This window comes from Enterobacter cloacae complex sp. P29RS (genome assembly GCF_014893445.1).
GTDB lineage: Bacteria > Pseudomonadota > Gammaproteobacteria > Enterobacterales > Enterobacteriaceae > Enterobacter > Enterobacter intestinihominis.
Genome location: NZ_JADBPZ010000020.1, coordinates 1 through 24087, shown reverse-complemented (window position 1 = coordinate 24087; position 24087 = coordinate 1). Strand labels below are relative to the sequence as shown.

General features: G+C 47.1%; 23 protein-coding genes. 16 read left to right on the top strand and 7 right to left on the bottom strand.

Features of this window, described 5'->3' with window-relative positions; genetic code table 11:
• Window position 1: 1 nt before the first annotated feature.
• The gene (locus IM282_RS15465) at window positions 2–1189 is read right to left on the bottom strand and encodes an aromatic ring-hydroxylating dioxygenase subunit alpha (RefSeq protein ID WP_192970554.1); all 1188 of its coding nucleotides are present in this window, start codon (window positions 1187–1189) and stop codon (window positions 2–4) included.
• A gap of 365 nt (window positions 1190–1554) precedes the next feature.
• On the opposite strand from IM282_RS15465, the gene IM282_RS15460 reads away from it, so the two are divergent.
• Window positions 1555–3240: a BCCT family transporter gene (locus IM282_RS15460; RefSeq protein WP_192970553.1), complete on the top strand. Its 1686-nt coding sequence runs from the start codon at window positions 1555–1557 to the stop codon at window positions 3238–3240.
• A 163-nt stretch (window positions 3241–3403) separates the two neighbouring features.
• Entirely contained in the window at window positions 3404–3826 is a 423-nt protein-coding gene (tnpA, locus tag IM282_RS15455; RefSeq protein ID WP_192970622.1) for an IS200/IS605 family transposase, read from the top strand.
• Between the two features lie 87 nt (window positions 3827–3913).
• On the opposite strand, the gene gcvA is transcribed toward tnpA, so the two are convergent.
• The 5 genes from gcvA to IM282_RS15430 all read right to left on the bottom strand — a co-directional run bounded on the left by gcvA (window position 3914) and on the right by IM282_RS15430 (window position 10454).
• Window positions 3914–4825: a transcriptional regulator GcvA gene (gcvA, locus tag IM282_RS15450; RefSeq protein WP_192970552.1), complete on the bottom strand. Its 912-nt coding sequence runs from the start codon at window positions 4823–4825 to the stop codon at window positions 3914–3916.
• A gap of 1040 nt (window positions 4826–5865) precedes the next feature.
• Window positions 5866–7308, bottom strand: a complete 1443-nt coding sequence (locus IM282_RS15445; protein ID WP_226839887.1) for a glycoside hydrolase family 1 protein — start codon at window positions 7306–7308, stop codon at window positions 5866–5868.
• A gap of 14 nt (window positions 7309–7322) precedes the next feature.
• A complete protein-coding gene (locus IM282_RS15440) occupies window positions 7323–8660 on the bottom strand; it encodes a PTS transporter subunit EIIC (protein ID WP_192970550.1) in 1338 nt (445 codons plus the stop codon).
• Window positions 8661–8761: 101 nt separating this feature from the next.
• Entirely contained in the window at window positions 8762–9508 is a 747-nt protein-coding gene (locus IM282_RS15435) for a transcriptional regulator, RpiR family protein (protein ID WP_192970549.1), read from the bottom strand.
• A complete protein-coding gene (locus IM282_RS15430) occupies window positions 9489–10454 on the bottom strand; it encodes a C4-dicarboxylate transporter (protein ID WP_192970548.1) in 966 nt (321 codons plus the stop codon). Before IM282_RS15430 ends, IM282_RS15435 begins: the two co-directional genes overlap by 20 nt.
• Window positions 10455–10591: 137 nt before the next feature.
• On the opposite strand from IM282_RS15430, the gene IM282_RS15425 reads away from it, so the two are divergent.
• The 6 genes from IM282_RS15425 (at window position 10592) to IM282_RS15400 (ending at window position 16796) form a co-directional block, all read left to right on the top strand.
• Window positions 10592–12031 (top strand): PLP-dependent aminotransferase family protein, encoded by a 1440-nt coding sequence (locus tag IM282_RS15425; protein WP_370553776.1) that lies wholly within the window; start codon window positions 10592–10594, stop codon window positions 12029–12031.
• 130 nt (window positions 12032–12161) lie between these two features.
• Window positions 12162–13436 (top strand): LLM class flavin-dependent oxidoreductase, encoded by a 1275-nt coding sequence (locus IM282_RS15420; protein WP_370553774.1) that lies wholly within the window; start codon window positions 12162–12164, stop codon window positions 13434–13436.
• Window positions 13437–13566: 130 nt separating this feature from the next.
• The gene (locus IM282_RS15415; RefSeq protein WP_192970546.1) at window positions 13567–14466 is read left to right on the top strand and encodes an NAD-dependent protein deacetylase; all 900 of its coding nucleotides are present in this window, start codon (window positions 13567–13569) and stop codon (window positions 14464–14466) included.
• Window positions 14463–15314, top strand: a complete 852-nt coding sequence (locus tag IM282_RS15410) for a Sir2 family NAD-dependent protein deacetylase (protein ID WP_192970545.1) — start codon at window positions 14463–14465, stop codon at window positions 15312–15314. Before IM282_RS15415 ends, IM282_RS15410 begins: the two co-directional genes overlap by 4 nt.
• A gap of 20 nt (window positions 15315–15334) precedes the next feature.
• The gene (locus tag IM282_RS15405) at window positions 15335–15934 is read left to right on the top strand and encodes a hypothetical protein (protein ID WP_192970544.1); all 600 of its coding nucleotides are present in this window, start codon (window positions 15335–15337) and stop codon (window positions 15932–15934) included.
• A 166-nt stretch (window positions 15935–16100) separates the two neighbouring features.
• Window positions 16101–16796: a gamma-glutamylcyclotransferase gene (locus tag IM282_RS15400; RefSeq protein WP_192970543.1), complete on the top strand. Its 696-nt coding sequence runs from the start codon at window positions 16101–16103 to the stop codon at window positions 16794–16796.
• A 148-nt stretch (window positions 16797–16944) separates the two neighbouring features.
• On the opposite strand, the gene IM282_RS15395 is transcribed toward IM282_RS15400, so the two are convergent.
• Entirely contained in the window at window positions 16945–17493 is a 549-nt protein-coding gene (locus IM282_RS15395; protein WP_192970542.1) for a cysteine hydrolase family protein, read from the bottom strand.
• 107 nt (window positions 17494–17600) lie between these two features.
• Between IM282_RS15395 and IM282_RS15390 the strand changes: the two genes are divergently transcribed.
• The 8 genes from IM282_RS15390 (at window position 17601) to IM282_RS21910 (ending at window position 23772) form a co-directional block, all read left to right on the top strand.
• Entirely contained in the window at window positions 17601–18572 is a 972-nt protein-coding gene (locus IM282_RS15390) for a GlxA family transcriptional regulator (protein WP_192970541.1), read from the top strand.
• 617 nt (window positions 18573–19189) lie between these two features.
• Complete coding sequence (locus IM282_RS15385; protein WP_192970540.1) at window positions 19190–19966, top strand: MBL fold metallo-hydrolase; 777 nt, start codon at window positions 19190–19192, stop codon at window positions 19964–19966.
• Between the two features lie 111 nt (window positions 19967–20077).
• On the top strand, window positions 20078–21040 hold the full coding sequence (locus IM282_RS15380; protein WP_192970539.1) for a helix-turn-helix domain-containing protein: 963 nt from the start codon (window positions 20078–20080) through the stop codon (window positions 21038–21040).
• Between the two features lie 117 nt (window positions 21041–21157).
• Window positions 21158–22369 carry an MFS transporter gene (locus tag IM282_RS15375; RefSeq protein WP_192970538.1) on the top strand — a complete coding sequence of 404 codons (1212 nt, stop codon included), beginning with the start codon at window positions 21158–21160 and terminating at the stop codon, window positions 22367–22369.
• Window positions 22370–22645: 276 nt separating this feature from the next.
• Window positions 22646–22801: a hypothetical protein gene (locus tag IM282_RS15370; protein WP_192970537.1), complete on the top strand. Its 156-nt coding sequence runs from the start codon at window positions 22646–22648 to the stop codon at window positions 22799–22801.
• A 9-nt stretch (window positions 22802–22810) separates the two neighbouring features.
• Window positions 22811–23083, top strand: a complete 273-nt coding sequence (locus IM282_RS15365; RefSeq protein ID WP_192970536.1) for an OsmC family protein — start codon at window positions 22811–22813, stop codon at window positions 23081–23083.
• Window positions 23084–23281: 198 nt separating this feature from the next.
• Entirely contained in the window at window positions 23282–23506 is a 225-nt protein-coding gene (locus IM282_RS21915; RefSeq protein WP_370553797.1) for a LysR substrate-binding domain-containing protein, read from the top strand.
• A 50-nt stretch (window positions 23507–23556) separates the two neighbouring features.
• Window positions 23557–23772 carry a LysR substrate-binding domain-containing protein gene (locus IM282_RS21910; RefSeq protein ID WP_226839885.1) on the top strand — a complete coding sequence of 72 codons (216 nt, stop codon included), beginning with the start codon at window positions 23557–23559 and terminating at the stop codon, window positions 23770–23772.
• The last annotated feature ends 315 nt before the right edge of the window (window positions 23773–24087 follow it).

The window sequence follows — 24087 nt, the reverse complement described above, 5'->3', positions numbered from 1 at the left end:
CTTACGCCTCCAGTGCTTGTTTTACCTGAGTGGCTAACCACTTTTGGAAGAAATGTGTCGGCACGTCCATTTCCGGTGAGAAAGCACCACCGCCAAAGCCTGGTGAATGTCGTCCTTGTTGCATGCCTTCAACGGCAGCGATATCTTCGCTAAATACGACTCTCCATGATTCGACAGTTGCTTGCCGGCAGGAAGCGAAGGGCTGGGTGGTTGCTTCATCTCCTACGTAGAAGAGGCGCAGGTGTTCAATGCTTTTTTCTGCTGAAATAGGCTCAATCATCATGGCAAAGGCATGATCGATCTGTATACCCAAGAGTACGTTAGGGAAAAGCGCGACATATTCGGCATGACGCTGCTTATCTTGCGGCCAGTTGGGGAATTTTGGAAGACGGGTCCCTGCGGTCTCCGATAAGTTATATGCCAGACTCCCCTGACCCGCGAATCGTTCATCAAACATGATGTTGTAGTGATCTTCCAGACGAGAGTAACTGTTCAGGCTAGGGTGTACCCATGGCAGGTGGTAGGCCTCACAGTAGTTCTCAACAGCCAGTTTCCAGTTGCTGTTTACCTCAATTTCCAGGTTCCCGCCATTTTTGGCCTGGCGTAACAAATCCATACCTTGTTCGCCCATGAATCCCTTCCAGCGTAGTTCTAGCGGAGCAATATGCTGCTCAAAATCTTCTGCATCACCAGATAGATTGATAAATACCATGCCCATCCAGATTGCAGAACGTAGTGGCTTTAGCCCATGTTTCTCACACTTGAAACGCTCATCTTTGTGTACTCCAATACCACCGACATGTGGCGTACCTTTTAAGTTTCCATCAAGGTCATAAGTCCAGGAGTGGTAAGGGCAGCGGATCATGCCCTGTACAGGGCCTGTTTCATGCACCAGTTTCATACCCCGATGACTGCAAACATTGTGGAACACCTGAATGTCGCCAGAACGATTTTTCATTATGACGAGAGGGAGATTCATAAAGTCTACAGGTTTGACAAAACCCTTTTCTGGTAAATCAGAACTAAAACCAATACACGTCCAAGTTTTACCTAAGACGTTATCTCGCTCAAAACGGAAATAATCGCTGTTGGTATAGGCTTCGTTCGGCATGCCTGTCGCCTCGCTGATTGGAGTTAATACGCGATCGACAAAGTGGATAGGGATAATATGTTGGTTGACATTGCTCATGTAGCGCTCTCCAAAAATGAAGTGTTGTTATCTGCGTTACACATATCAGCCACACACCTCAGCAGGCGATACGTGAATGAGAGTGAGCTTGCGTAACATTTGTGTAACCTTCAAGCTACATTTTGGCGGGGCATGAATGATTAAAACTCATGTGGAAAGTAAATAATCTGTTTTTGATTGAAAATAGACATTTTTTTAATGAAATGGACTCATTACTCCCTTTAGTTATGAGTTTTAGTCACTCTTGATTGACTATTAATCAGTTGAAAGGGGGGAGAGGTCACTCTAGGCTCAAAACTGCTTTTAACAAAAATGAAACAAAAACTATAACTTTTATAAGTAATGTTGAGGAAGGAGAGACGCATATGCGGGCTACATCCGGATTACTAAAAGGTCTGAACCCTACGGTCACAATAGCTTCTAAAATACTGGTCATAAGCTTCGTTTTATTCTGTGCAATCCTGGCGAATCAAGCTGGGAAGTCTTTTGAATCCATTTCGGAATCGTTGCTATATGGTATGAAATGGTTTTATATCGGTATTGTTACATTGGTATTGTTTTTTCTAATATATTTGATGGTTAGCCGATATGGGCATATAAGGTTAGGGAAAGATAATGAAAAGCCCGAGTTCAGTTACACATCCTGGGTCGCTATGCTTTTTTCAGGAGGAATGGGGATTGGTTTGATATTTTGGTCGGTGGCAGAACCAATGTGGCACTATTCAAATAATCCTTTTACTACCGGACTAAGTAATGAATCTTCCAGTATGGCGATGCAGTTAACTTTTTTCCACTGGGGTTTGCATCCTTGGTCTATTTTCCTAATAGTTGCATTGGCTCTTTCTTATTTTTCATACAGGAAGAATCTCCCATTAACATTGCGTTCTATTCTTTACCCTCTTATAGGAAAGAGAATATACGGTCCGATCGGTCATTTTGTGGACATTTTAACTGTGGCCGTGACTGCGTTTGGTATATCCCAAACGCTAGGTATGGGGGTGATTCAGATTAATTCAGGTCTAAATCAGGCATTCGGTGTTAGTGTGGGTTTAGGAAGTCAGCTTGTTATTATTGTGGTCCTCTGTACTTTATCGGTTTCATCAGTTCTTTCTGGGGTTAGTAAGGGAATAAAACGTCTTTCTGAGTTAAATATGTTATTATCTCTACTGATTGTTGTCATTGTGTTGTTTATCGGCCCCACAAGATATATCTTGAATACTTTAATGGAGAGTACCGGGAACTATATACAGAATATTATTGGTATGAGTTTTTGGAGTGATGCCCAAAATGATTCTAATTGGCAGAATTCGTGGACGGCATATTACTGGCCATGGTGGATGACCTGGGCCCCTTTCGTAGGGATGTTTATTGCACGTATTTCCAGAGGTCGAACTATCAGGGAGTTGATCTCTGGCGCACTTATTGTTCCAACCGTTATTACTTTTATCTGGATATCTGTGTTCGGGGGTACAGCATTAAAGATCGAACAGCAGGCAAGGGTGCATCATTACGAACATGTTATTTCACAGAAAAAAAACCTGTCAGATGTTCAGGATGATTTCAAAGGTGGCCCTATTTTGGAGGCGACCAGAAAGGATACAACCAATGCGTTATTCGCACTCTTCAATAATCTACCTTACTCTTCGCTAACTACTATCCTTAGTGCTTTGGCTTGTGTGTTATTAGGAACTTACTTTATTACATCTGCTGATTCTGGAACGTTGGTGCTTTGTATTCTAGATGCATGTGGGCATAACGAACCCCCACCATTTATTAGGGTTCTTTGGGGAGTAATGATCGCTGCCATTGCCGCTGTTCTTTTATATGCCGGAGGTTTACCAGCAATGCAAACGGCTTCAATTATTGCAGGTTTTCCTGTATCAATATTTATAGCATTAATGACTTTTACTCTTTTCCGTACGATTAGAAGAGAGCCAGCTCCATGGGCTATGTTACCTGAACACGTTCATCCTGAGCCAGAGCAACTAGATGGTTCGATAAAACCAACTGGGGCGTTTAAAACGGTCTTGATGCAGAAAAGAAAACTGTAAATTTAAACAGCAGGTTGGGTGTGAACCCAGCTTCCTGTTTTATTGTCGTCCCTAAACCACCTCCTGGGGAGGTGGTGATTACTCCTGTAAGGCTATAGCCTGAAGAATGCCTATGTCGGAATATCTCTGCTTACTCACCACAAGTAAAAAGAGACAAACCGACATGGGACTTTACAGGAGTTCATCACATGTATATTGGCGTTGCAAATACCACATAGTCTGGACGCCCAAGTACCGATTCAGGATCCTGAAAGATAAGCTGAGTAAGGAGTTGTACAGGACGATCTGTATCCTCTGTGGAATAAAGGATTGTGAGGTTCTGGTGCTAAATGTTCAGTCCGATCATGTACATCTGCTCGTCATCATCCCACCTAAGATCTCAATATCAACTCTGATGGGCCATCTGAAAGGACGGAGTGCCATCAGACTTTATAATCGTTTTCCACATATCGGGAAGAAGCTATGGGGAAACCATTTTTGGTCCCGAGGCTACTTTGTCGATACGGTGGGAGTGAATGAAGAAATTATCAGACGATATGTGAGGAATCAGGAGAAAACGGAACAAACGCATGAACAGCAGATGTAATTGCTAGAGTAGTAATCAAAATTGACAGTAGCCCCCCTTACAGGGGGCATTCTCAAAAGCCACCTTCTCAGAAGGTGGTCTTTTATTTTAAGCTGTTGTGTTAGGGCATTGTTTCAATAGCCATTCACGGAATAATTTTATGCTGGAAGTGGTTATTCCTTTTCCAATTGGCTCAAGCATTGAAAAACAAGATTGTGTACCTAGTGTATATGAGACAGGTCTGATTAGTGCCCCAGATTCAAGGTAACTGTCAACCAAAGAACCCCAGGCAAGAGCTACACCTTGTCCATTAATTGCGGACTGTAATAACATTGGGTAATTATTGATATTTATTCTGTTTTTGGGTTTGTATTCAGGTAAATTTACAGCTGAAAACCATTGTTCCCAACTTAACCATTCTGAGTGGGAATCTTCAAGAAAAAGTAGAGTTTTGCTGAAAATATCTTCAGGTGAAGAAAGAACTCCTATTTTTTCTAAGTAAACTGGGCTACAGACCGGGAATACATTTTCTGAAAATAATGGCGTGGCCTTCATGTTAGCTGGCGGTGTGCGACAATAGTAAAGAGCAATGTCACAATCTTGCTTACGTAGATCATGTATGCTATCTGAAGCAAGAATTCTCAGATCGACTTCTTCATGTTCATTCTGAAAACTGACAACTTTAGGCAGAAGCCAGAGTGCCGCCATTGCGCTGGTTGTTGATACGGTTATTTTATGTTCGCCTTGCCATTTTTTAACATCACCTGTTGCACTGGCAATTTCTATCAAAGCATTATTGACAGAGTCATAGTATTGCAACCCTGTAGCGGTTAAATGGATATTTCTATTGGAGCGGGTAAAAAGAGCTGTGCCAAGAAATTCCTCAAGATGTCGAATTTGACGGCTTATGGCTCCTTGAGTGACACTGAGTTCATTCGCTGCCAACGTGAAGCTGAGATGCCGCGCAGCTGCCTCAAAAGCTGTCAAGCTGTTTAGTGGGGGCAAAGGTTTAATTTTCATATGAATAGTCTTATGAGGTATATTGGTCAGTTTTTAATATAGTTTATTTTTACCATAACTTACCTCAGTTTTGTTATGGTCATGCGGGAAAATTTTAAAATTGTGATCGTTGACATAAGTTCTAATGGCTCTCGAATATTTTGGACTGTTTCTCGGCTGTGAAAATTTTCAAAGGTTTTATTTATAAGATTAAAAGCCTATTGTTTATTCTTTTTAGAGGTCGTGTTGGTTTTCTCGTTCTATTATTCCTGGCAAAGCGATTAATATTTACTAATGATGTTGGTTTTTCAGGTGTTATATATTTTCAATTAAAGCGATTTGGTGTTTAATTATATTTCATCATTAAAGCTCTGCATTAACAATCTATTTTCATAGATATCTATGAATTGTAAGTGACCCTCCTGTACCGTATTAAAGTGTATTTCGCAGTAAGATCCATTTTTCATGGCGGCAGATTGTGAACATGGTTCGACGACAAGTTATGGAAATGGCTGATGGCGTACCGCAGTCACTTTACAGACCCTACGTCATTTTATCACATGGAGAACGGCAAGTTGGCTGAACACTGGGATGCCATGATGTAAATGCCCGATAATCGGGCTAATAACAATCCGGTGTTTTAATCTGAAAGGAAGCGACTGCTCCAGAATCCAATGGTCAGCGCTTTTGTGAATTTGCGCACGAACCGGAATCTCAGGCCATTTCACTGGTGTGCCCACGCAGTAACCAAAGCGTCACACTGCACAATCTCATTGATTCAGCCTGTAAAATTTGGCCGCAGACACTTTCTGTCGCGGCCATAAAGCCCCGTTAGATTGCACTTAACGGGGCTTTATGCTATTGAAACCTTGCTAATTTTACGGTCAGGAAGGTGTGCATGCGTCGCTGTTCTAAGCTTGTACCTGAATAAAAGTTCATTACGGCAGGTAAACAGTCTAGTTTATAGCGTGGAATCTGTGGTCTCGGTTCATAACACCACGATGAAAAGAAAGGCAGGGTTGCATCAGGGCCCGTAAACGCCTTTGTGCAACCCTGAGGGATTATTCTTCGAGTGATTTACCGTTGGTCGCAATGAGTTTCTGGTACCAGGAGTAACTTTTTTTGTAGAAACGTTTGCCGTCACCACGCCCCAGATCGTCAAGATTGACGTAAACCAGGCCATAACGTTTTGACATCTGGTTCGACGAGCAACTGATAATGTCGATCGGAGACCACATGTAGTAGCCCAGCACCTCCACGCCATCGGCAATGGCTTCACCGACAGAGCGGATATGATCCCTGAAGAAGGTTATACGGTAATCATCCTCTACGGTTTCGTTAACCAGCTCGTCAAAACAGCCAATGCCGTTCTCGGTGATCATGATGGGTTTTTGCCAGCGATCCCAGAAGAAATTCAGCACATAGCGAAGCCCTACCGGGTCAATTGCCCAGCCCCAAGGAGTTTGCGATAAAAGCGGGTTACGCTTGTTATTTCCCCTGAACTGGTGCGCAATTTCAGCATTGCTAACATAGGTCGTGTAATAAGAAAACGTCATGAAATCTGCCGTATTCTTCAGGAGGGCTTTATCCTCATCCGTGATGCTAAGAACAATGTTTTTCTCTTTGAAGAACCGTTTGATATAGCCAGGATATTCTCCACGCAGAAGCACATCCGCGAAGTAGACTTCATACTGGTTTTTCTGCCATGTCGCGAAGTTGTCTTCCGGGCTTGTCGTTTCAGGGTAGGCAAAATCGGTATACAGCATCATGCCGATCTTAATATCCCCGCCCAGGGATGCGGCATATTTTTTTACCATGGCCGATGCCACCAGTTCGTGGTGGACACCCTGATATTTATCCTGTTCCAGATAGGTGCCCTCATCTTCGAAAATGCCCAGATGATTGAAGGACTCATAGCGAATGAGGTTAATCTGGTTAAAAGGGATCCAGTACTTAACGCGATCGTGATAGCGATCGAGGCAGCTGCGGGCAAAGTTAAAATAAAAATCGATTAACTGGCGATTCTTCCAGCCGTTATATTTAAGCGCGAGGTTCAGGGGCATTTCATAATGGGCGAGCGTAATCATGGGCTCCATGCCATTTTTGATGATTTCGTCTATCAGCTCATCGTAAAATTGCAGGCCCGCTTCGTTTGGCGCAGAATTATCCCCGTCCGGAAAAATACGCGCCCAGCTGATTGAGGTACGGAAGGTCTTCAGACCAGCGGCTTTGAGCAGCGTCAGGTCTTCACGAAAAGTATGGTAAAAATCGATACCTGTTCTTTTAGGAAACACGCCGTCTTTATCGTCCTGTGCCTGGACAGCATAGTCCCGGGTGAGTTCGATATTATACATTTTGTGCATGTCTTCATTGAAAACATATTCATTGATGTCAGCAACGCTGATACCTTTACCATCAAGATTCCAGGCTCCCTCAGCCTGGTTTGCCGCGATAGCGCCGCCCCACAGGAAGTTCTCAGGAAAATTCAGTGATTCGTTACTCATGTTCTCTCCCATTTTTAAGACCGGCTCTTGTAACCAAAAATAACCGGTAAGACTGCGCCAGTAATTAAAGTGGCGAATAGACCCACGCTGTAGATCAGCATGTTACTTGCGGTCGGGATGGAAAGCAGACTCGCAAAAACAAGGTTATTAATCGTGATGTTATAGCCACCCACAATTCCCCCTCCGATCGCACCGGCAATAATGATGTAATAAATCGTACGGCGATTAGGAATGATGAGGCCGTATAAGATGGGCTCAGTCACGCCGCTGATTAATGAAGGGAAGAAGGCACTGCTGGCAAGCTGACGCGTACCTGCATCACGCGTTCTGATAAGGATCCCCAGTGCCACTCCCATCTGGGCGATGGCTGACATACCGCCAATGGCATAGATAGGGTCACCGCCATGGGCAATATTTGAAAAGACTACCGGAATAATGGCCCAGTGCAGACCGAACAGGACGATAAAGGAATAGGCCGCGCCGATGATCATCCCGGCCACAAGGCTGTTCACACCAATGATATAAACAATGGCTGATGCCAGATAATCGCCGAGGTACTTCCCGAACGGGCCAAGTAAAAACATGGTGAGCGGTACCACAATTACGACGCATAACAACGGCACCATAAACAGCTGTACTGAATCCCAGAGTCTGGCCTTCAGGAAGCGCTCCAGCGCAACAGCAACCGGTACGGCAAAGAATACAGGGAAAATGCTGTATCCGTATTCCATAACTACAAGCGGCAGGCCAATGATATTCAGCGTCTGCCCTGCCAGACTGGTAAATTCGGGATACAGTAATGACGCACCGATAATCGCCCCTATCAGCTCATTGGATTTGAGCTTTCTGGCGATAGTGAAACCAAGCAACACGGGCATGAAATAAAACGGTACATTAGCAATGAATGACAGCAGGGTCAGAGTACTGTTTCCGACCAGCGAAGGCAGGCTCAGTAACAACGTGGTGAAGGCGCGCAGCAGACCTGCGGCGGCAAGGATACCTATCAGTGGCAGGAAGCTGCCTGAAATGAATGCGAAGATACGGCTGATGAAGGATTCCCGGTTTGCTGCCGCCCCTGAAGAAGACGGCGTGCGGTTCTGACCGCCGTTTTCAATCATACCGTGCAGGGCATTGTATACTGCCCCTACTTTGTTGCCGATAATGAGCTGACACTGTCCACTTGCCTGCACGACTGAGAGGACCAGCGGGTTCGCTTTAAGATCATCCTTGTTAATCTTGTCATAATCGAAGAGATTAAAACGCAACCGCGTAGCGCAGTGGTAATAATCCTTAATATTTTCACGGCCACCTAAATTGTCAATGATAGACAATATCTGCTGTTGTTCAGACATTTGCGGGACTCTCTTGATGTAGGGTATAACCAGAAAATATCCGTGAACAAGGTGGAAATCAAAAAGTATCATTTTCCTGTTTTGGAAAACAACTTTGTGAGCTAAATCACGTTCTGTACGATATTAAAAACAATACTTTCAAGGTATTTATGCGAAAAATAGTTAGCATATAACATCTGAGGGTAATTGTTGAGTTCAATGGTACGGACTGGTTTGTTATTCAGGATGGCGGGCACGCTTCCAGAAATAAGGCATAATTGCGACTTTTCAGATACGTTGTTTATATACTGGCATGCGTTTATCCACTGTCCTGTTAGGGTAAGAATAAAAACGCAGTCCACCTGCCGCAGGATGGTTTTTATCAGTTCGTTGTTTGAACGCTCGACCAGATAAACCTTCCGGTTGCTGCTGCTGATGCTTTCCCTCATGACGTTTGCAATATTGAAAAGAAATGAGTTTGATAGAATAATAACCGAGCGACTGTCATTAATGATATCTGCCATTTTCCTGCATTCTTCGTAAGGAATGTATTTATATATTTCCCCAAGAATCTCTTTTTCGGTCATTCCTTTTATGCCCTGGTGTGTCAGCCTGTAGGGAACAGTATCATTTTTTAATTCATGGAACGAACCGTACCCCAACTCTCTGACGAATTTGGTGATACTCGAAGGCGTCGTATTACAGTACGACGCCAGTTCCTCAATATTCACATAGGGAAATTCTTCAATTTTATCAATTATCGATTTCGCAATGGCGGTATAAACATTGCGCTTACCCGCATAAAAAAGATATTCAGATACCCTCACATAAAGTGGGCTGTAGAATACGCTATTCAAAGTGTTTTTCATGCCGTCCCCATCCGAAAATAAAAAGAGATTGTCTGACGGTCATGATAATAATGGAACAAACTACAAAGGTCGCGAAAATTATTGCCGATAGCGCAAGCGTGTGGTTCAGCGTATTCGTAGATGCCCCATCAACCCGTATCAGACCTGATGCAAGAGCAGTTGAGGGAAAGGTAAATCCCCACCAGATTCGACTAAACGTATCCGGGAACATTCTTCTCCAGAGGCTGATAAGCACAATGGCAAAGAACAAGGCTGTCCAGACCATAAATTCAATAAAATCATTCATACCGCCATAAACACAGTAAAGTCCAACGGCGATGACCGCAGGCGCTGAAACCATGATAGCCAGGCCGGGCATGGCCTTTTGAGGGGTTGCAGGGCGAACAAACACGATGCGCCAGAGAATAATCGGCATAAAAAGAGCCCAGCAAAGCAGGGCTGAAAACAGCAGCATCTTACTCAGGCCCGGAAATCCCAGATCCACACCCGCGAAAGCAGGAGAGGCATTTCCCACCATCGGGATAAGCCATACCGGGCTGATTTCATGCGTATCAAGCTGATCGATAAGCCAACGGCGGAACGTACACGTCAGGAAAAAAATCTGCGCGCTGACGGCCGCTATCCAGAGCGATTTCGCCAGCAGGATACTGTAAGGCAGCAGTCCCATTGCGAGCAGAAATCCTGAGATCGTGGCAGCACAAAAAAAGTTCTTACTGGCGCGCGACTGCCATTCTGCAAGGATAGCCTGACGGCAAAAAACCAGCCGCAGAAGCTGGATACCGGTCAGTATTAAAAATACCGTTAATCCTGACGCAAGGAAGACTTCGCCAGGCAAAGCGGTCACGCTGTAGGTTTTTGCGGCGGCCCGCCATACCAGGCCAAGGCCGGTTATCCCCATTACCGAGGAATAGAGATCGAAGCTGACAGTTTTAAGTTTTTCGGACACCGTATATCTCACTTTTAATTTCCGGGCTAAATTACTGCGCCCCGGACAGAAGAATGCTAAATTCCCGCTATATTGGTCCTGTAACATTACCGTTCAAAGGTCCAATCCAGGTAAATAATTGGACCACAGGGGTTTACGTGATTGACATTCATCTCAGCCGCAGCGCGACGGCTCTTCCGCTTTACCATCAGATTGAGCAGCAGATCAGCTGGCAGATCATCAAAGGCCGGCTGAATTATAGCGAGTACCTTCCCCCCTCCCGGGAGCTGGCCCGTCAGCTGAGGGTATCCCGTGGAAGCGTTGTCCGGGCTTATGAAGCGCTTTGCGTGAAAGAGTACTGTCACAGCCATACGGGAAGAGGAACGATGGTGATTTACCGGGAAAAGTCGGATACGTCACCGCCTGGTCCGGTTACGTCTGCCCCCTCCCCAATCCCCCACGCGAGTGATAAATTTCTTCCCGGAGGCTTATCCCTGCTTCCCAGCCATGCCAGCACGGCCCATCTTCCGGTCAGTGAGTTCCGGCAGGCTTTCAACCGCGTGCTGCGTTATCCTGACAGGCTTAATCATTTTGGTGAGAGCGCAGGGAACCTGGAGTTACGTCAGCTTATCTGCGACCAGATCCTCCCTTCCCGGGGGATCTCAGCCAGTCCCCAGGAAGTGCTGATAGTGCCTGGTTCACAGTACGGAAGTCTGCTTCTGGCCATGACCGTACGGCAGGAGAGAACCTATTTTCATTTTGGCGAACCGGGCTACCTGGAGTTTGCCCGTAATTTTTCGCGTTTTGGCTACGAGCTGCAGTCACACAGGATGGACGCTGAGGGGATCGATATCTCCGGCTTCCGGCCAGCTTCGGAGGACATACTTTATCTGATGCCGGAGCATCATTTTCCACAGTGCATTACGCTGTCCGATGCCAGGCGAAGCGAGATAATTCAGCTGGCCTGTCAGAAAAAACTGCTTCTGCTGGAAGATGATTACGACAGTGAATTTTACTTCGACAAGGTTCCCCGCCCCGCACTTCGTTCAACCGCAGCTGCAGCGCAGGTGGTTTATATGGGCACCTTTTCCAAGGTACTGTTCAATAACGTCCGGCTCGGATATCTGGTTGCAGACAGCTACCTCGTACAACAGATGGCAGCCCTGCACTGGAGCTTATCTCGCGGTACAAGCGGCCTGCTACAGCAATGGGTTACTGAATTGCTGAAAAGCGGAACTTATGCGCGACATTTGCGAAGGATGCGAACGGTATACCGGCATAAACGGGATGATATGGTGGCCCTGGTAAGAAAATACCTGCCGGACGCGCAGTTCAGCGTTCCGCCTGGCGGTCTGCAGCTTTACGTCAGATTCAGCGAGCCTGAAAAAACCGGCCGGATTTCTGACTGGCTTTCCAGAAACAATATTCAGGTTGCCGATACAGGGAACTATACGTCTGATACTAACGCGCCGTCCGCTTTCATCGTGATAGGGTTCGCCAATATTGATGTGAATGAATGTGAGAGGGTGCTTAAAAGGCTTAATCAGGCACTATATGAAGGTTCCGACAGAACAGGATTTTGTGGGCCAAAGAATTGACGCCTCACCTGCTACCCTGATCTCTTCCTTGTCACCAGAATGGTGCCGGTGACAATGGCTATGTCCCAGGACCTGTGGGGAGCTAATTAAACTTTTCACAGATATGGGGATTTCCGGGAATGCCATCGCTGTGCTGGTAATAAACTACGTTAAAAAACCTCAATTATCCGTAGAAATAATGACCCATTTCCATCGAATGTTGTCGTCACAGCCAATTGTGAGCATTGGAAAATTGCTTCAAAATTATTCAAAGAACAGATGTCATTCTCTGAAGCTGATGTGGTCTGGACATAATTTTGAGGAGCCAATTCTGATGAAAAATACAATTCTTGGAAAAAGGTATGGTGCTGCACCTGTTCCTGTTTCACTGCTGGATTTCGCCATGGCGGGGAAAGGGGTGAGTGCTCAGGAGGCTCTGGCGGACAGCATCAGACTGGCACGCCTTGCTGATCAGCGCGGCTTTACCCGCTACTGGATAGCTGAACACCATGCTATGCCGGGCGTCACGACCTCTTCTCCACCACTTCTTCTGGCCAGACTGACGGGAGAAACCCGGCGTATTCGCCTGGGTGCTGGCGGAATGATGTTACCGAATTTCCCGCCATTGGTTGTGGCTGAGCAGTTTGGCCTGCTGGCCTCACTGGCGCCCGGACGTATTGATTTAGGTATAGGCCGTGCACCGGGTACGGATATGGCCACAGCCTCTGCCTTGCGCCGCGGGGATACTGGAAGAGAAAGTTTTCCGAGGCAACTGGATGAGTTGCTTCACTTCCTTGATGGCTCATTCCCGGCAGGGCATCGTTTTTCTAAGACTGGCGTTTATGCTGTACCCGGTCCGGTACAGGACAGTGAGAATGGGGTATCCCGCTCATTTGAGCGTCCGCCTGTCTGGTTACTGGGATCGTCTGATTATTCGGCTGGTGTTGCTGCTCAAATGGGATTCCCGTTTGCCTTCGCCGCACATCTGGCGGACCAGAATGTAGAGATGGCAGTGAAACATTATCGGAAGCATTTTCGCCCTTCAGCCGTGCTTGACCGTCCATACGTGATAGCGAGTTTCGGGGTGATGGCTGCTGACGATGAGAACGATGCACGGCAGCAAGCATGGGCATACTCACATGCCATGATGCGTATGAGTACAGGGCGATCTTTTGTCGTTCCAACGCCAGACGAAGCCCGTGATTATGATTATTCTACGTCTGAATTACGACTGATGGATATGTGGAATGCCAAGATCATGAGTGGAACAGGTCAACAGGTTGTCAGACAACTGGGCAAATGGCACAAACGTGTTAATTCAGATGAAATAATGATCCTGAACCTCGGTCATTCACAAAAATCTATTTACCGTTCAACTGAGATTATTGCTGATGCCTGGGGAATGCCACGAAATACTGAAGACTAACACTCTTTCAGACTAACAACTTTTTTCTTAATCCGTTTCCTTGAAATATTAATAACAGGGAACGGATTTACCCTGTCCACTTCAGTTTAAAGCGGGCACTCCGATAACGCAAACAGAGAATTTTCAGGCTATGTCTGACCAGTTGCAGTACCAGAATCACATTTTAACCATTTACCAAAAAATCCAGGATGCAGATGCGATCCTGGTCGGTGGTGCCGCAGGTATGTCAGCGGCAAACCAGCATGATTTTTACGGATACAGTAAATACTTCCGGGACCACTTCAGTGATTTCCAAAAAAATTATGGCATCCGTAACCTCTGTGATGCGCTGTATCACAGGTATCCAAGCAGCGAAGAGCGCTGGGCATATCTTGCCAAACACGGACGGTTAATGTTCGAACAACCTGCCGGGCAGACATATGTGGATCTGCACAAACTTATCCATGATAAAAATTATTTCATCATTACTACTAATCAGGATCTGCAGTTTTCCAAACTCTTCCCTGACGAGAAACTTTGCTACCCACAAGGAACATCCCACTGGCTTCAGTGTGGTAAACCCTGCCATGACGCTGTCTATCCCTCCGAGGACATTGTCAGAGAAATTGCTGCACACATCGCTGATACGCGCATTCCTTCAGAATTGATCCCGCGTTGTCCGCGTTGTGGCGCAGAGATGGAGCCCTGGTTCCGTTCCCCTGTATTTCTGGAAGGGACGCACTGGGAAAATTATATGCGTAAATATCAGGATTTTATTGAGCAGCACTCACAGAAGAACATTGTGCTTCTGGAGCTCGGCGTCGGTCTGATGACGCCTAATATCATCAAAAATCCGTTCTCGGTGGCGACGTATCACTGGCCTAATGCTTTTCTGGTCCGAATCAATAAAGGCGAACCGCCCACACATGATTTATTGCGGAACAAGACAATAACGCTAGATGCTGATATTGCCCAGGTCCTGCATGACCTCGTTACATATGCAGAAAAGAGGGCGTTATCCGCAAATCCGGAATCAGGCGAAACTGTATGAGCAGAGAATTAACGGATGCGATCCACCGTATTCATGATGCAGATGCCATTGTAATCGGTGCCAGCAATGGATTATCCATTGCTGCAGGTATTCATCTTTTTGCTGAGGATGCCGCTTTTTTGCATAAGTTTGGTGATCTCCGCCTGCAACACGGGTTCCGTAATATCATCCGTGGTTGCTTTCATTCTTTTCCTAGAGAGGCAGACAAATGGGCGTTTTACAGCAGGATGTACGATTACTTTCTCAATGACAGAATGCCTGATCCGGTCATGGAGAATTTGCTCACCCTGGTAAAAAATAAAAACTATTTTGTCATCACATCGAATATTGATGCTCACTTTCTTGCAGCAGGCTTTAATCCTGAGCGAGTGTTCGAATTCGAGGGTAATTGCCAGAATCTGCAATGCGCAACGGCCTGCCATGACCAGTTATATCCAGGGGATGAACTCCTCAGCATCATGGCCAGGGAGCAACAGAACGGGAAAGTTCCTTGCCATCTGGTCCCGGAGTGTCCGAAATGTGGCGGTCATATGCAGGTTCATATTGAAACCGGGCATGCCTTTTTGAAAGGCTCGCAGTGGCAGGCACGCCAGAAAGCATTCAGTGATTTTCTGATACAGAGACAGGACAAAAAAATAGTCTTTCTTGAACTGGGGGTTGGGGCACGTAATCCGTTTATTAAAGCGCCTTTCATGTCCAGGGTTCAACAAGAACCTTATGCCAGTTATATTACCTTCAATATAGGGGAAGAATTGTATATTCCTGATGTGATTCGCGGTAAATCCATCGGCCTTGATGGCGATATTGCCGATAACCTGAGGCAGCTTGTCCAATACTCAGTATGTTGATAAAGGTAAAGGAGGATCCTGTGATCCCAGAAAGTATCCTGCGAACCGTCCTTGATGAGGAACTGTGTTCTACCATATCCGGCCCTTATCATCACTGGTTAGCCTTTATGGACGAACATGTTGAGTTTCTGTTGGCTGACAGTGCGTGGCATGGACCTGATCATTGTGCCCGGGTGTTGCTACTGGCAATTATCCTGGGGCACCAGAAACAACTGACTGAAGAAGACATGGAAGTTCTTTGTCTGGCCTCCGTTTTCCATGATTCCCGTCGTCAGGATGATTATGCTGACAAAGGGCATGGTAAACGTGCTTCAGAGTACTATCATCATTTTTGCCAGAAAAAAAATATTCCTGTGAATCGCCTGGCAAGCTTCATCATGCATTTTCACGATCTTGAAGATGCTATTGGCCTGTCCGAAATTGCGAGAATGCAATCAGGGCGTGAGCGATATCTGAAACTCTTTCAGGTTTTTAAGGATGCGGATGCACTTGATCGTTTTCGTCTGAGCCCTGATGCACTGGATGTCTCAATGCTGCGAACCAGTGAAGCGAGCATGCTCGTCGGGTTTTCTCGTTATCTGTTTCTTAAAAGCAGAGACCTCCATTCCGGGAAAATTTAATATCATGATTCTAAACGAGTACTATTAAAATTTGTGCTTATCGAAATGATTTTCGCATCCCGGATATACAGCCTATCGTAGGCTGATCATCTGAATATATTCAGATAACACAGCTTCTTTAAGTTTTTAGTGAGAAGACTGTATAATAGCTAAAAAGAGAGTAAATGTGATTCTGGACAGAAAAACGCTGAATAATGGTTCATTCCTGAATGCTTTACAGGAGATATCTGGCTCCGAGAGGTGGTCAGAAAACCGTATTGAGCAGTCAATGAAAAATATGCTGAAGACTCATGTTGCAGGAGAGCCGCTCTGGATTTTTGCTTATGGGTCGCTTATATGTAATCCACTCTTTCAATACGTGGAAAAACAACTGGCAGTTGTTGAGGGCTGGCATCGAAGTTTCTGTATCCGCCTTATCCTTGGAAGAGGAACTGTTAAATGTCCGGGAAGAATGCTTGCGCTGGAGCAGGGGGGAAGGGCTTCGGGCCTGGTATACCGTTTCCATGAAGAAAATCAGGAAAATGAACTCCGAATGGTATGGATGCGCGAAATGGTTGGCGGTTTTTACCAGCCAGTGTGGGCTGATGTCACGGTTGATGATGGGCGAACGGTCAGGGCGATTATTTTTGCAGCTGATCCCGCGAACATATTTTACGAGAAAGATTCTTCTCCTGATAATATTATTTCATGTATTTCTACAGCATATGGAAAGCTTGGGTCTAATCGTGATTATGTCCTGCGTCTGAATGACTCCCTTTGCCATTACGGCATTGTCGATGAATATATTCACGAACTGGCTGCTCGCCTGAGGGCGAAAGCTCTTTCAGAAAAGGACCCTGACAACAATGGTCCATCATGCTAGTGAAACATCTCCCTGTTTCGCTTTTTGCTTTGTTATATAACATGTCTGGCTTGTAATGGCCGCATTTATGGGACTCCTTCTGGATATATACAAAAACCGGTCAGTGCTGTGCATCTGACCGGCAGGAGTTTGCTGATAACAGCCTCTGTCAACTTTGCAGATATTCCTCAGTAGATTTCACCGTTGCGTAGGCAAACGCCAGAGCAGCCATCATCGTGGCGTGGACCTGTTCCGCCGGAACGTTGACTCCGTTGAATTCAAGATCCAGTGTGGCACAGGCATCATGCAGGACCGTCACGTCATAGCCGTAATCTGAGGCCGCACGTACGGCAGCGTCCACGCACATATGACTCATTGCCCCGACTACTACAAGAGAGGTGATGCTCTGCTCCTCAAGCAGCTGCCTGAGGTTGGTATTCAGGAAGGAGTTTACGTAGTTTTTAACGATGACAGGTTCATTGCCTGAAGGCAGCACAGCAGGCTGAATTTTTATCCCGTCTGAGTCCGGTACAAATACTGGCATCTCATTATTGGCAAAAATATGCTGGATATGAAAAACCGGTACAGCCTGTTCACGGGCTGAAGCAATGACTTTTGCCGCATTAGCTGTGGCCGATTCGATACCAGCCAGTGGCAGTTTCCCTGTCGGGAGATATTCATTCTGTAGATCGATAACAATGATAGCTTGTCTGGTCATGGAGTGTATCCCTTGGTTGGCTTTTTAAATTCATTAGAGACAGTTTGTATCAGAGCAGATAATATGCAAAGTGGCAATAACGACATAATCAGAGGTGGAATCGACACATGAGCCAGACATTGACGAAAGAAATCGCGATCCTTGTTTATCCACATGCACAGCAGGCCGCCGTTCTGGGTCTTATGGATCTGCTGGCTTTTGCCGAAAAAGTCCGGCTTCGTCATGACGTGAAAGTACCCGGTCCGGTTAATGTAACTCGGTGGCATGGAGGGAGGAGCGCTGAAGTCCCGCAAAGACTGGGTGGGGACGCTCCAGGCTACGAAGACGGGCCAGATGTGATTATTTTACCCCCCAGTCTGGAGGAGCCGCTGCCGGCATCATCAGCCCGTCCCTGTACTGCCTGGCTTTGCGACCAGCATGCCAGTGGAGCTACGATCGCATCTGTCTGTGCAGGCGCATTTTTACTGGGGGAAACCGGGCTGCTCAGAGGAAGAACCATCACCACGCACTGGCAGTATGCTGAATTATTCAACCAGCGCTTCCCCGACGTCAGGCTCGATGTTGATCAGTTACTAATAGACGATGACGATATTATAACGGCAGGCGGTGCGATGGCCTGGGTGGATCTGGGTCTTCGCCTGGTTGATCGCTACTATGGTGCCGCCATTATGATTGAAACCGCCCAGCGGCTGCTGGTAGATCCACCAGGTCGGCAGCAGCGTTTCTACAGCGCTTTCTCTCCCAGACTATCACATGGGGATCGGGCGGTACTGAAAGTTCAACACTGGTTAGAGGAGACAGGAGCAAAAGAAACTGCGCTGCCGGTAATGGCAGCCCTGGCAGGCCTGGAGGAGCGCACTTTTTTACGGCGCTTTCAGAAGGCGACTGGTATGACGACGACCGAGTATTGTCAGCGCCTGCGGGTTGGACGCGCCCGGGAAATGCTCCAGTCTTCCCAGCTTCCGTTAGAACGTATTGCGTGGGATGTGGGTTACAGCGATACGGGGGCCTTCAGAAAGGTCTTTACCCGTATAGTGGGACTAACACCGGGGGACTATCGCCGGAGGTTTCAACCTTGATCCTGCACGGGGTAATCTAGCCTGCCTGTCAGGACAGAAAAAGATGACAGGCCGGTTTTCGGGATTCAGATTTACATCGACGGTGTTTTCCTTTTATTCAGGGCAACAAACTGGCTGAAGCTTTCAGGGGGAATATTCAGCTCCGCTGCGGCTATTCTATGGAGTCATGAACATAACGACAGCTTATCGCATCCCCGGATCTTCCTCTGTCGGCCGACCCGGGGTGCCTGAAAGGCGACAATGCGACCTGAGATTAGGATTACCGGTCTGTATTCATACACACCACTACCTAAGAGGTCAGGAGGTAAATATACCGACACTTATTGGCTTCTCTCACGGGTGTGTTCAGCCGGCACATACACGGGTGAATGTAGATTGCTTCCCTTCGCTCACACATTTACGTCGGGCCTGTGTCCGGTTCAGCGGCACATAAAGAAGTAATTCCTGCTGTCGGACAATGGTCGTGGCCAGGACATTAAAGCCCTCTTGTGACCCGATTACATCGTTAATTGTCTAGTGGGCGTCTCACGCAGCCTTTCAGGTATCCCTATACTGAGCGTCTACAAGTCAGGCACTGTAAGCCTGCTTGCTGACTAATCAATTTAAGGGGGTTTTCAATGAAATTAACTCAAATTCGCAACGCCACACTTGTACTTGAATACGCCGGTAAACGTTTCCTCATCGATCCTATCCTCGCCGCAAAAGAAGCGTGGCCAGGCTTCCCCGGGACAGCTCGTTCGCACCTGCGTAACCCCCGGGTTGAACTGCCTGTCTCTGTTGACGAATTACTGAATGTGGATGCGGTAATTGTCACGCATACGCATCTGGATCACTGGGATGAGGCTGCGCAGCAACTCATCCCAAAAAACAAAACTATCTTTTCACAACATGATGCAGATGCTGAGCTCATTCGTGCACAGGGTTTCACCGATGTTCGCGTTCTGCAGGATGAAAACCATTATGACGGTATCACCCTTATAAAGACCGATGGTCAGCACGGGAGTGATGAGGCCTATGCCGATCCGGAGATGGCGGCTTTCCTTGGCGATGCATGCGGCCTTGTCTTCAGCCACGCCAGTGAAAAAGTGCTGTACATCGCGGGTGATACTATCTGGGTTAAATCCTATGCAGACAGCCTTGCTACTTATACGCCGGATGTGGTTGTTATCAACGCCGGTTTCGCTCAGGTCGATGGCTACGGCGCCATTATCATGGGAACCCAAGATATTCTGCGCACGCATCAGACCCTTCCTGACGCCATCGTTGTGGCATCCCATCTGGAGGCTATTAACCACTGTCTGCTGACGCGCAGTGAAATTAAAGAATTCGTCCAGCAGAACGGGATCCAGCACAGCGTGCGTATTCCTGACGACGGCGAAACGCTGTCCTTCTGAGAATTGTGTCATGACACGCCTGCGAATGCTTACAGGCGTGAACAGAGCACTCCGTTACCGGAGTGCTTTTCTGCCATCAGGCCGCGATACCTTAACAACGGAGATGAAACCGTGAGCGTACCTGTCGTTGCTGTTGTTGCCACCCCTGGCGTCAGCCCATTCCATTTTTCAGTACCCTACATGGTTTTCGGTCAGGCATTACCTGAACCAGATCATTTCTGCCTGAAGATTTGTGCCGAGAGTCCGGGAACTGTCAGGTCCGAAGCCGGTTTATCGATCTCGACTGAGAACGGACTGGAGCTGCTTGAAACCGCCAGTATCATCATCGTTCCATTCTGGAGTCATCCTGAGGAAAAACCGTCCCCCACAATTTTGAAAGCATTGCGTGACGCCTGGAGGCGGGGAGCAGAGGTCGTGGGATTATGTCTGGGTACATATGTGCTGGCCTACGCGGGTTTGTTGGATAACCGACGGGCAGCCACACACTGGGAATACGAGCGGGATTTTACCGGACGCTTCCCGACAGTCCGACTGGATACCAATGCGCTGTACATCAATGATGAACGGCTCATTACTTCTGCCGGTACGGCAGCAGGGATTGACTGTTGTCTGAATATTGTGCGTGCGCATTATGGCAGCGCATTTGCCAACAGAGTGGCGCGCCGGATGGTCATGCCGCCTTATCGTGAAGGTGGGCAGGCACAGTATATCGAACGTCCGGTACCAGAGACCACCCGCGACAGCGCTGTAAACGAACTGACAAGTTATTTACGAAGGAATCTGGAAAGGCCGCATAACATCGATTCACTGGCGAAATTCTGCAGTATGAGCCGCCGGACGCTTACACGACACTTTCAGGCCGCCACCGGCATGACGATCGGAGACTGGCTCAACAGCGAACGTCTTCAGCGCAGCCAGGAACTTCTTGAATCCACCGACCACAGCATTGAAGACGTGTCCTCGATGTCAGGATTTCAGTCACCGATTTCTTTTCGCCAGAGTTTTAAAGCACGGTTTAGCGTAAGCCCGAGCGAATGGCGGCGCGCTTTCAGGGGGCCGGATACTCAACTCTGACTGCCACCTGTTTGTTAGTTGTTACAATTTCGAGGCCTGGCTGGCGATCCCGGCAGAGTCTGCACATTTATTCTGCCCGCCACAGCAAAACGGGTATGCTTAACCGGATTAAATTCTATGCAAAAAATGTTTCGCCAGGTCTGGGTCCTGGCTGGTTCACAGGCCATTTTCCAGACGGTATCCATTCTGGTTATGACCATTGGAGGACTGGCAGGAGAGATGCTGGCTCCCACACCGGTGCTTGCCACCCTGCCGATTGCTGCTGTCAGTCTGGGCACTGTACTGGCAACATTTCCTGCATCAATATGGATGAGTCGGGCAGGCAGAAAGATAGGATTCTGCACCGGCGCGGGCACGGGCGTTATCGCCAGCATTCTTGCCGTCATTGCCTTGAGTATCCATTCTTTCGCACTGTTGTGTGTGGGCACGTTTATGGTCGGTATCTATCAGGCTTTTGCTCAGTTTTACCGCTTTGCTGCAGCCGAGGCGGCGAAGAGATCGTATCGTACCCGCGCCATTTCTCTCGTCATGGCCGGAGGGATCGTGGCAGCCCTGATGGGCCCTTTACTGGCAAATGCGGGAAGTCATCTTTTTTCTGTCCCGTTCCTGGGCTCTTTTCTGTTAATGGGCATAATGGCACTGTCAGGGCTGGCATTACTGAGTCGCCTGCAAATGCCGCCAGCAGAAACGTACGAGGCCAGTGAGACCATTTCCCGCCCCTGGCTGGCGGTCATTACCCAACCGGCATATGCCGTGGCGCTTTTCTCGGCTGCCTCTGCATTCGGGATAATGGTACTGGCAATGACAGCGACGCCGCTGGCAATGAAACATCATGACTACTCTCTGACCCAGAGCGCTACGGTTATCCAGATCCACGTTCTGGGTATGTTTCTTCCCTCCTTTTTTACAGGCCGATTGATTGAGCGTTTTGGCATTATTACTGTCATGATGACAGGTGCAGGTGCGCTTATTCTGTATATTCTGCTGGCGCTATCGGGTACGGGCTTCACCCAGTTTGCAGGCGCACTTTTTCTCGTGGGGTTGGGCTGGAATTTTCTTTATATTGGCGGGACCAGCCTCCTGGCAACATCGTTCTCGCTGGCTGAAAAAGGATTTGCCCAGGCTATTAATGACATGAGTATTTTTGTATTTACATTGCTCTGCTCACTTGCTGCCGGGAAGCTTCTTAACACCTTTGGCTGGGAGAAAATGAATTTCCTGCTCCTGCCCTGGGTCCTGTTTCTGATGGTTCCGCTTGCAGGACTGGCCTTACATAACAGAAGAGTAACACGCATGCAGTGTGGAAAAAATGAAACTCAGTTACTTTAAAAACTGGCCGCTCATTTTCATTAGCAGTGTTTTTCACCCGGGGTTTTTGCATAGCTTCAACGCTCTGTTATTCCAGCGCAGGTAAGGACTGATTTATTGATACCCGCCGCAGAAAAGACAGTGAACTCTGTAATTCCTTATTTTTTCAGTTAAACTTTTTTGTTCCCAGCCTCAGTCGTGACGGGGTTGATCCGATTTATGTCGGTACCGCCACTTGTTGTCTGCATTACCAGATATCAGACTGAGGCAGTGACATAATCAGAAGGAGCGAAAATTGTGAATAAACTTAAAACAACGTGGAAAGGATTCAGGCTGGGGCATGGATCTGTCGAGGGAAATGGATTTGAAATCCCGATCGCCATTCCGGAGGTTTTCGGTGGTGTCGGTACCGGAGCAAATCCAAAAGATATGCTCAAAGCCTCAGCTGCATGATGCCTTGTAATGACTCTGGCCATTACGCTTGAGTCACGCAGCATTAAGGCTAATGATATATATGTCACCACAGAAATTACTGGTGACAAGCCTCAGGATTTACATATCGCTCATTCAGTGGTGGTTTCACTACCTGAGGAGACGACGCCAGAACTCAAGGATAAAGTCAGACAACTGATAACGGCAACTGATATTGCCTGCATGATAGGCAATTTACTTAAAGCAGCCGGTGTACGGGTATCTGTATCAGGAGATGTAACTCTGGCGGTTCAGAACGTTTAAGCTCAGTAATGGATAAACGGTAAAACCAGGCAAACGTAGTTTTCCGTCAGTACAGCACAGAGTGATTGTAGACTGCGGGTATCTCCAGGTTCGCCGACTCTAACACCATGCAAATGGTGTCAGAAAGCCGCCTGTCATTTCTGAAGCTGCAACAGAACAAGTGTGGACTGGCCCCGCCTCGGTTGACGATCCTGCCCTATAGTTGGACTGACCCTGCCCAGGATCGACAATTTTCAATGCCGCTGGCCTGATATTGATGTTCGCCTTGAAACCAGGCTGAAATTATTAGATTTCTCCTCGCAAGAAATGGATGCTTGCATCCGCTATGGTCTGGGTAAATGGGAGGGGCTACAGGCTGAATTACTAATGGCGGAAGAAATGTTTCCGGTGTGCCCCCCCAAATTATGTCTGTTAACCCATTGATTAACTGCCTGACAGGAGCCATTGGGTATACACTTATTCACGATCTGTCGATGGAACAGCATAAAGATTTTATCACTTGGGATACATGGTTACGTCTTTTCAATATTCAGGAAATAGCGCGTAAGCCTTCTCTGCGGGGTAACAATTCAGCTGCAGTTTTACAAGCAGCAATCGAGGGTCATGGTGTCGCTTTGGCGAGAAGTGTTATGGTCGATGAAGATATCAAAGCGGCAGACTTGTTCGTCTTTGTTCGGAATATTCTTTAAGGCCCGTTAGCTTATTACCCGGTCAATCTTCTTGGTTGCGATAGTCTGCCAAAAATTGCTTACTTTCGTGAATGGATAATTGAACAGGCAGAAAAATTTAATAGAGTGTGATGCCAGAGGACAAATGAAATCTTATTACAGGCTGTCTAATTTTAACCATTGACTCAACTAATTATGTGAAAGGTTGGACATCTTCAGAATTAAATAAAACCTGACGGCCACTTATATCCAGTCTGCATTGGAAAAAATAAAACCAATTTTCCAGAATAAAATGCAGCACTAAAACAGATAATCAAAAGGCTATAAAAATTACAT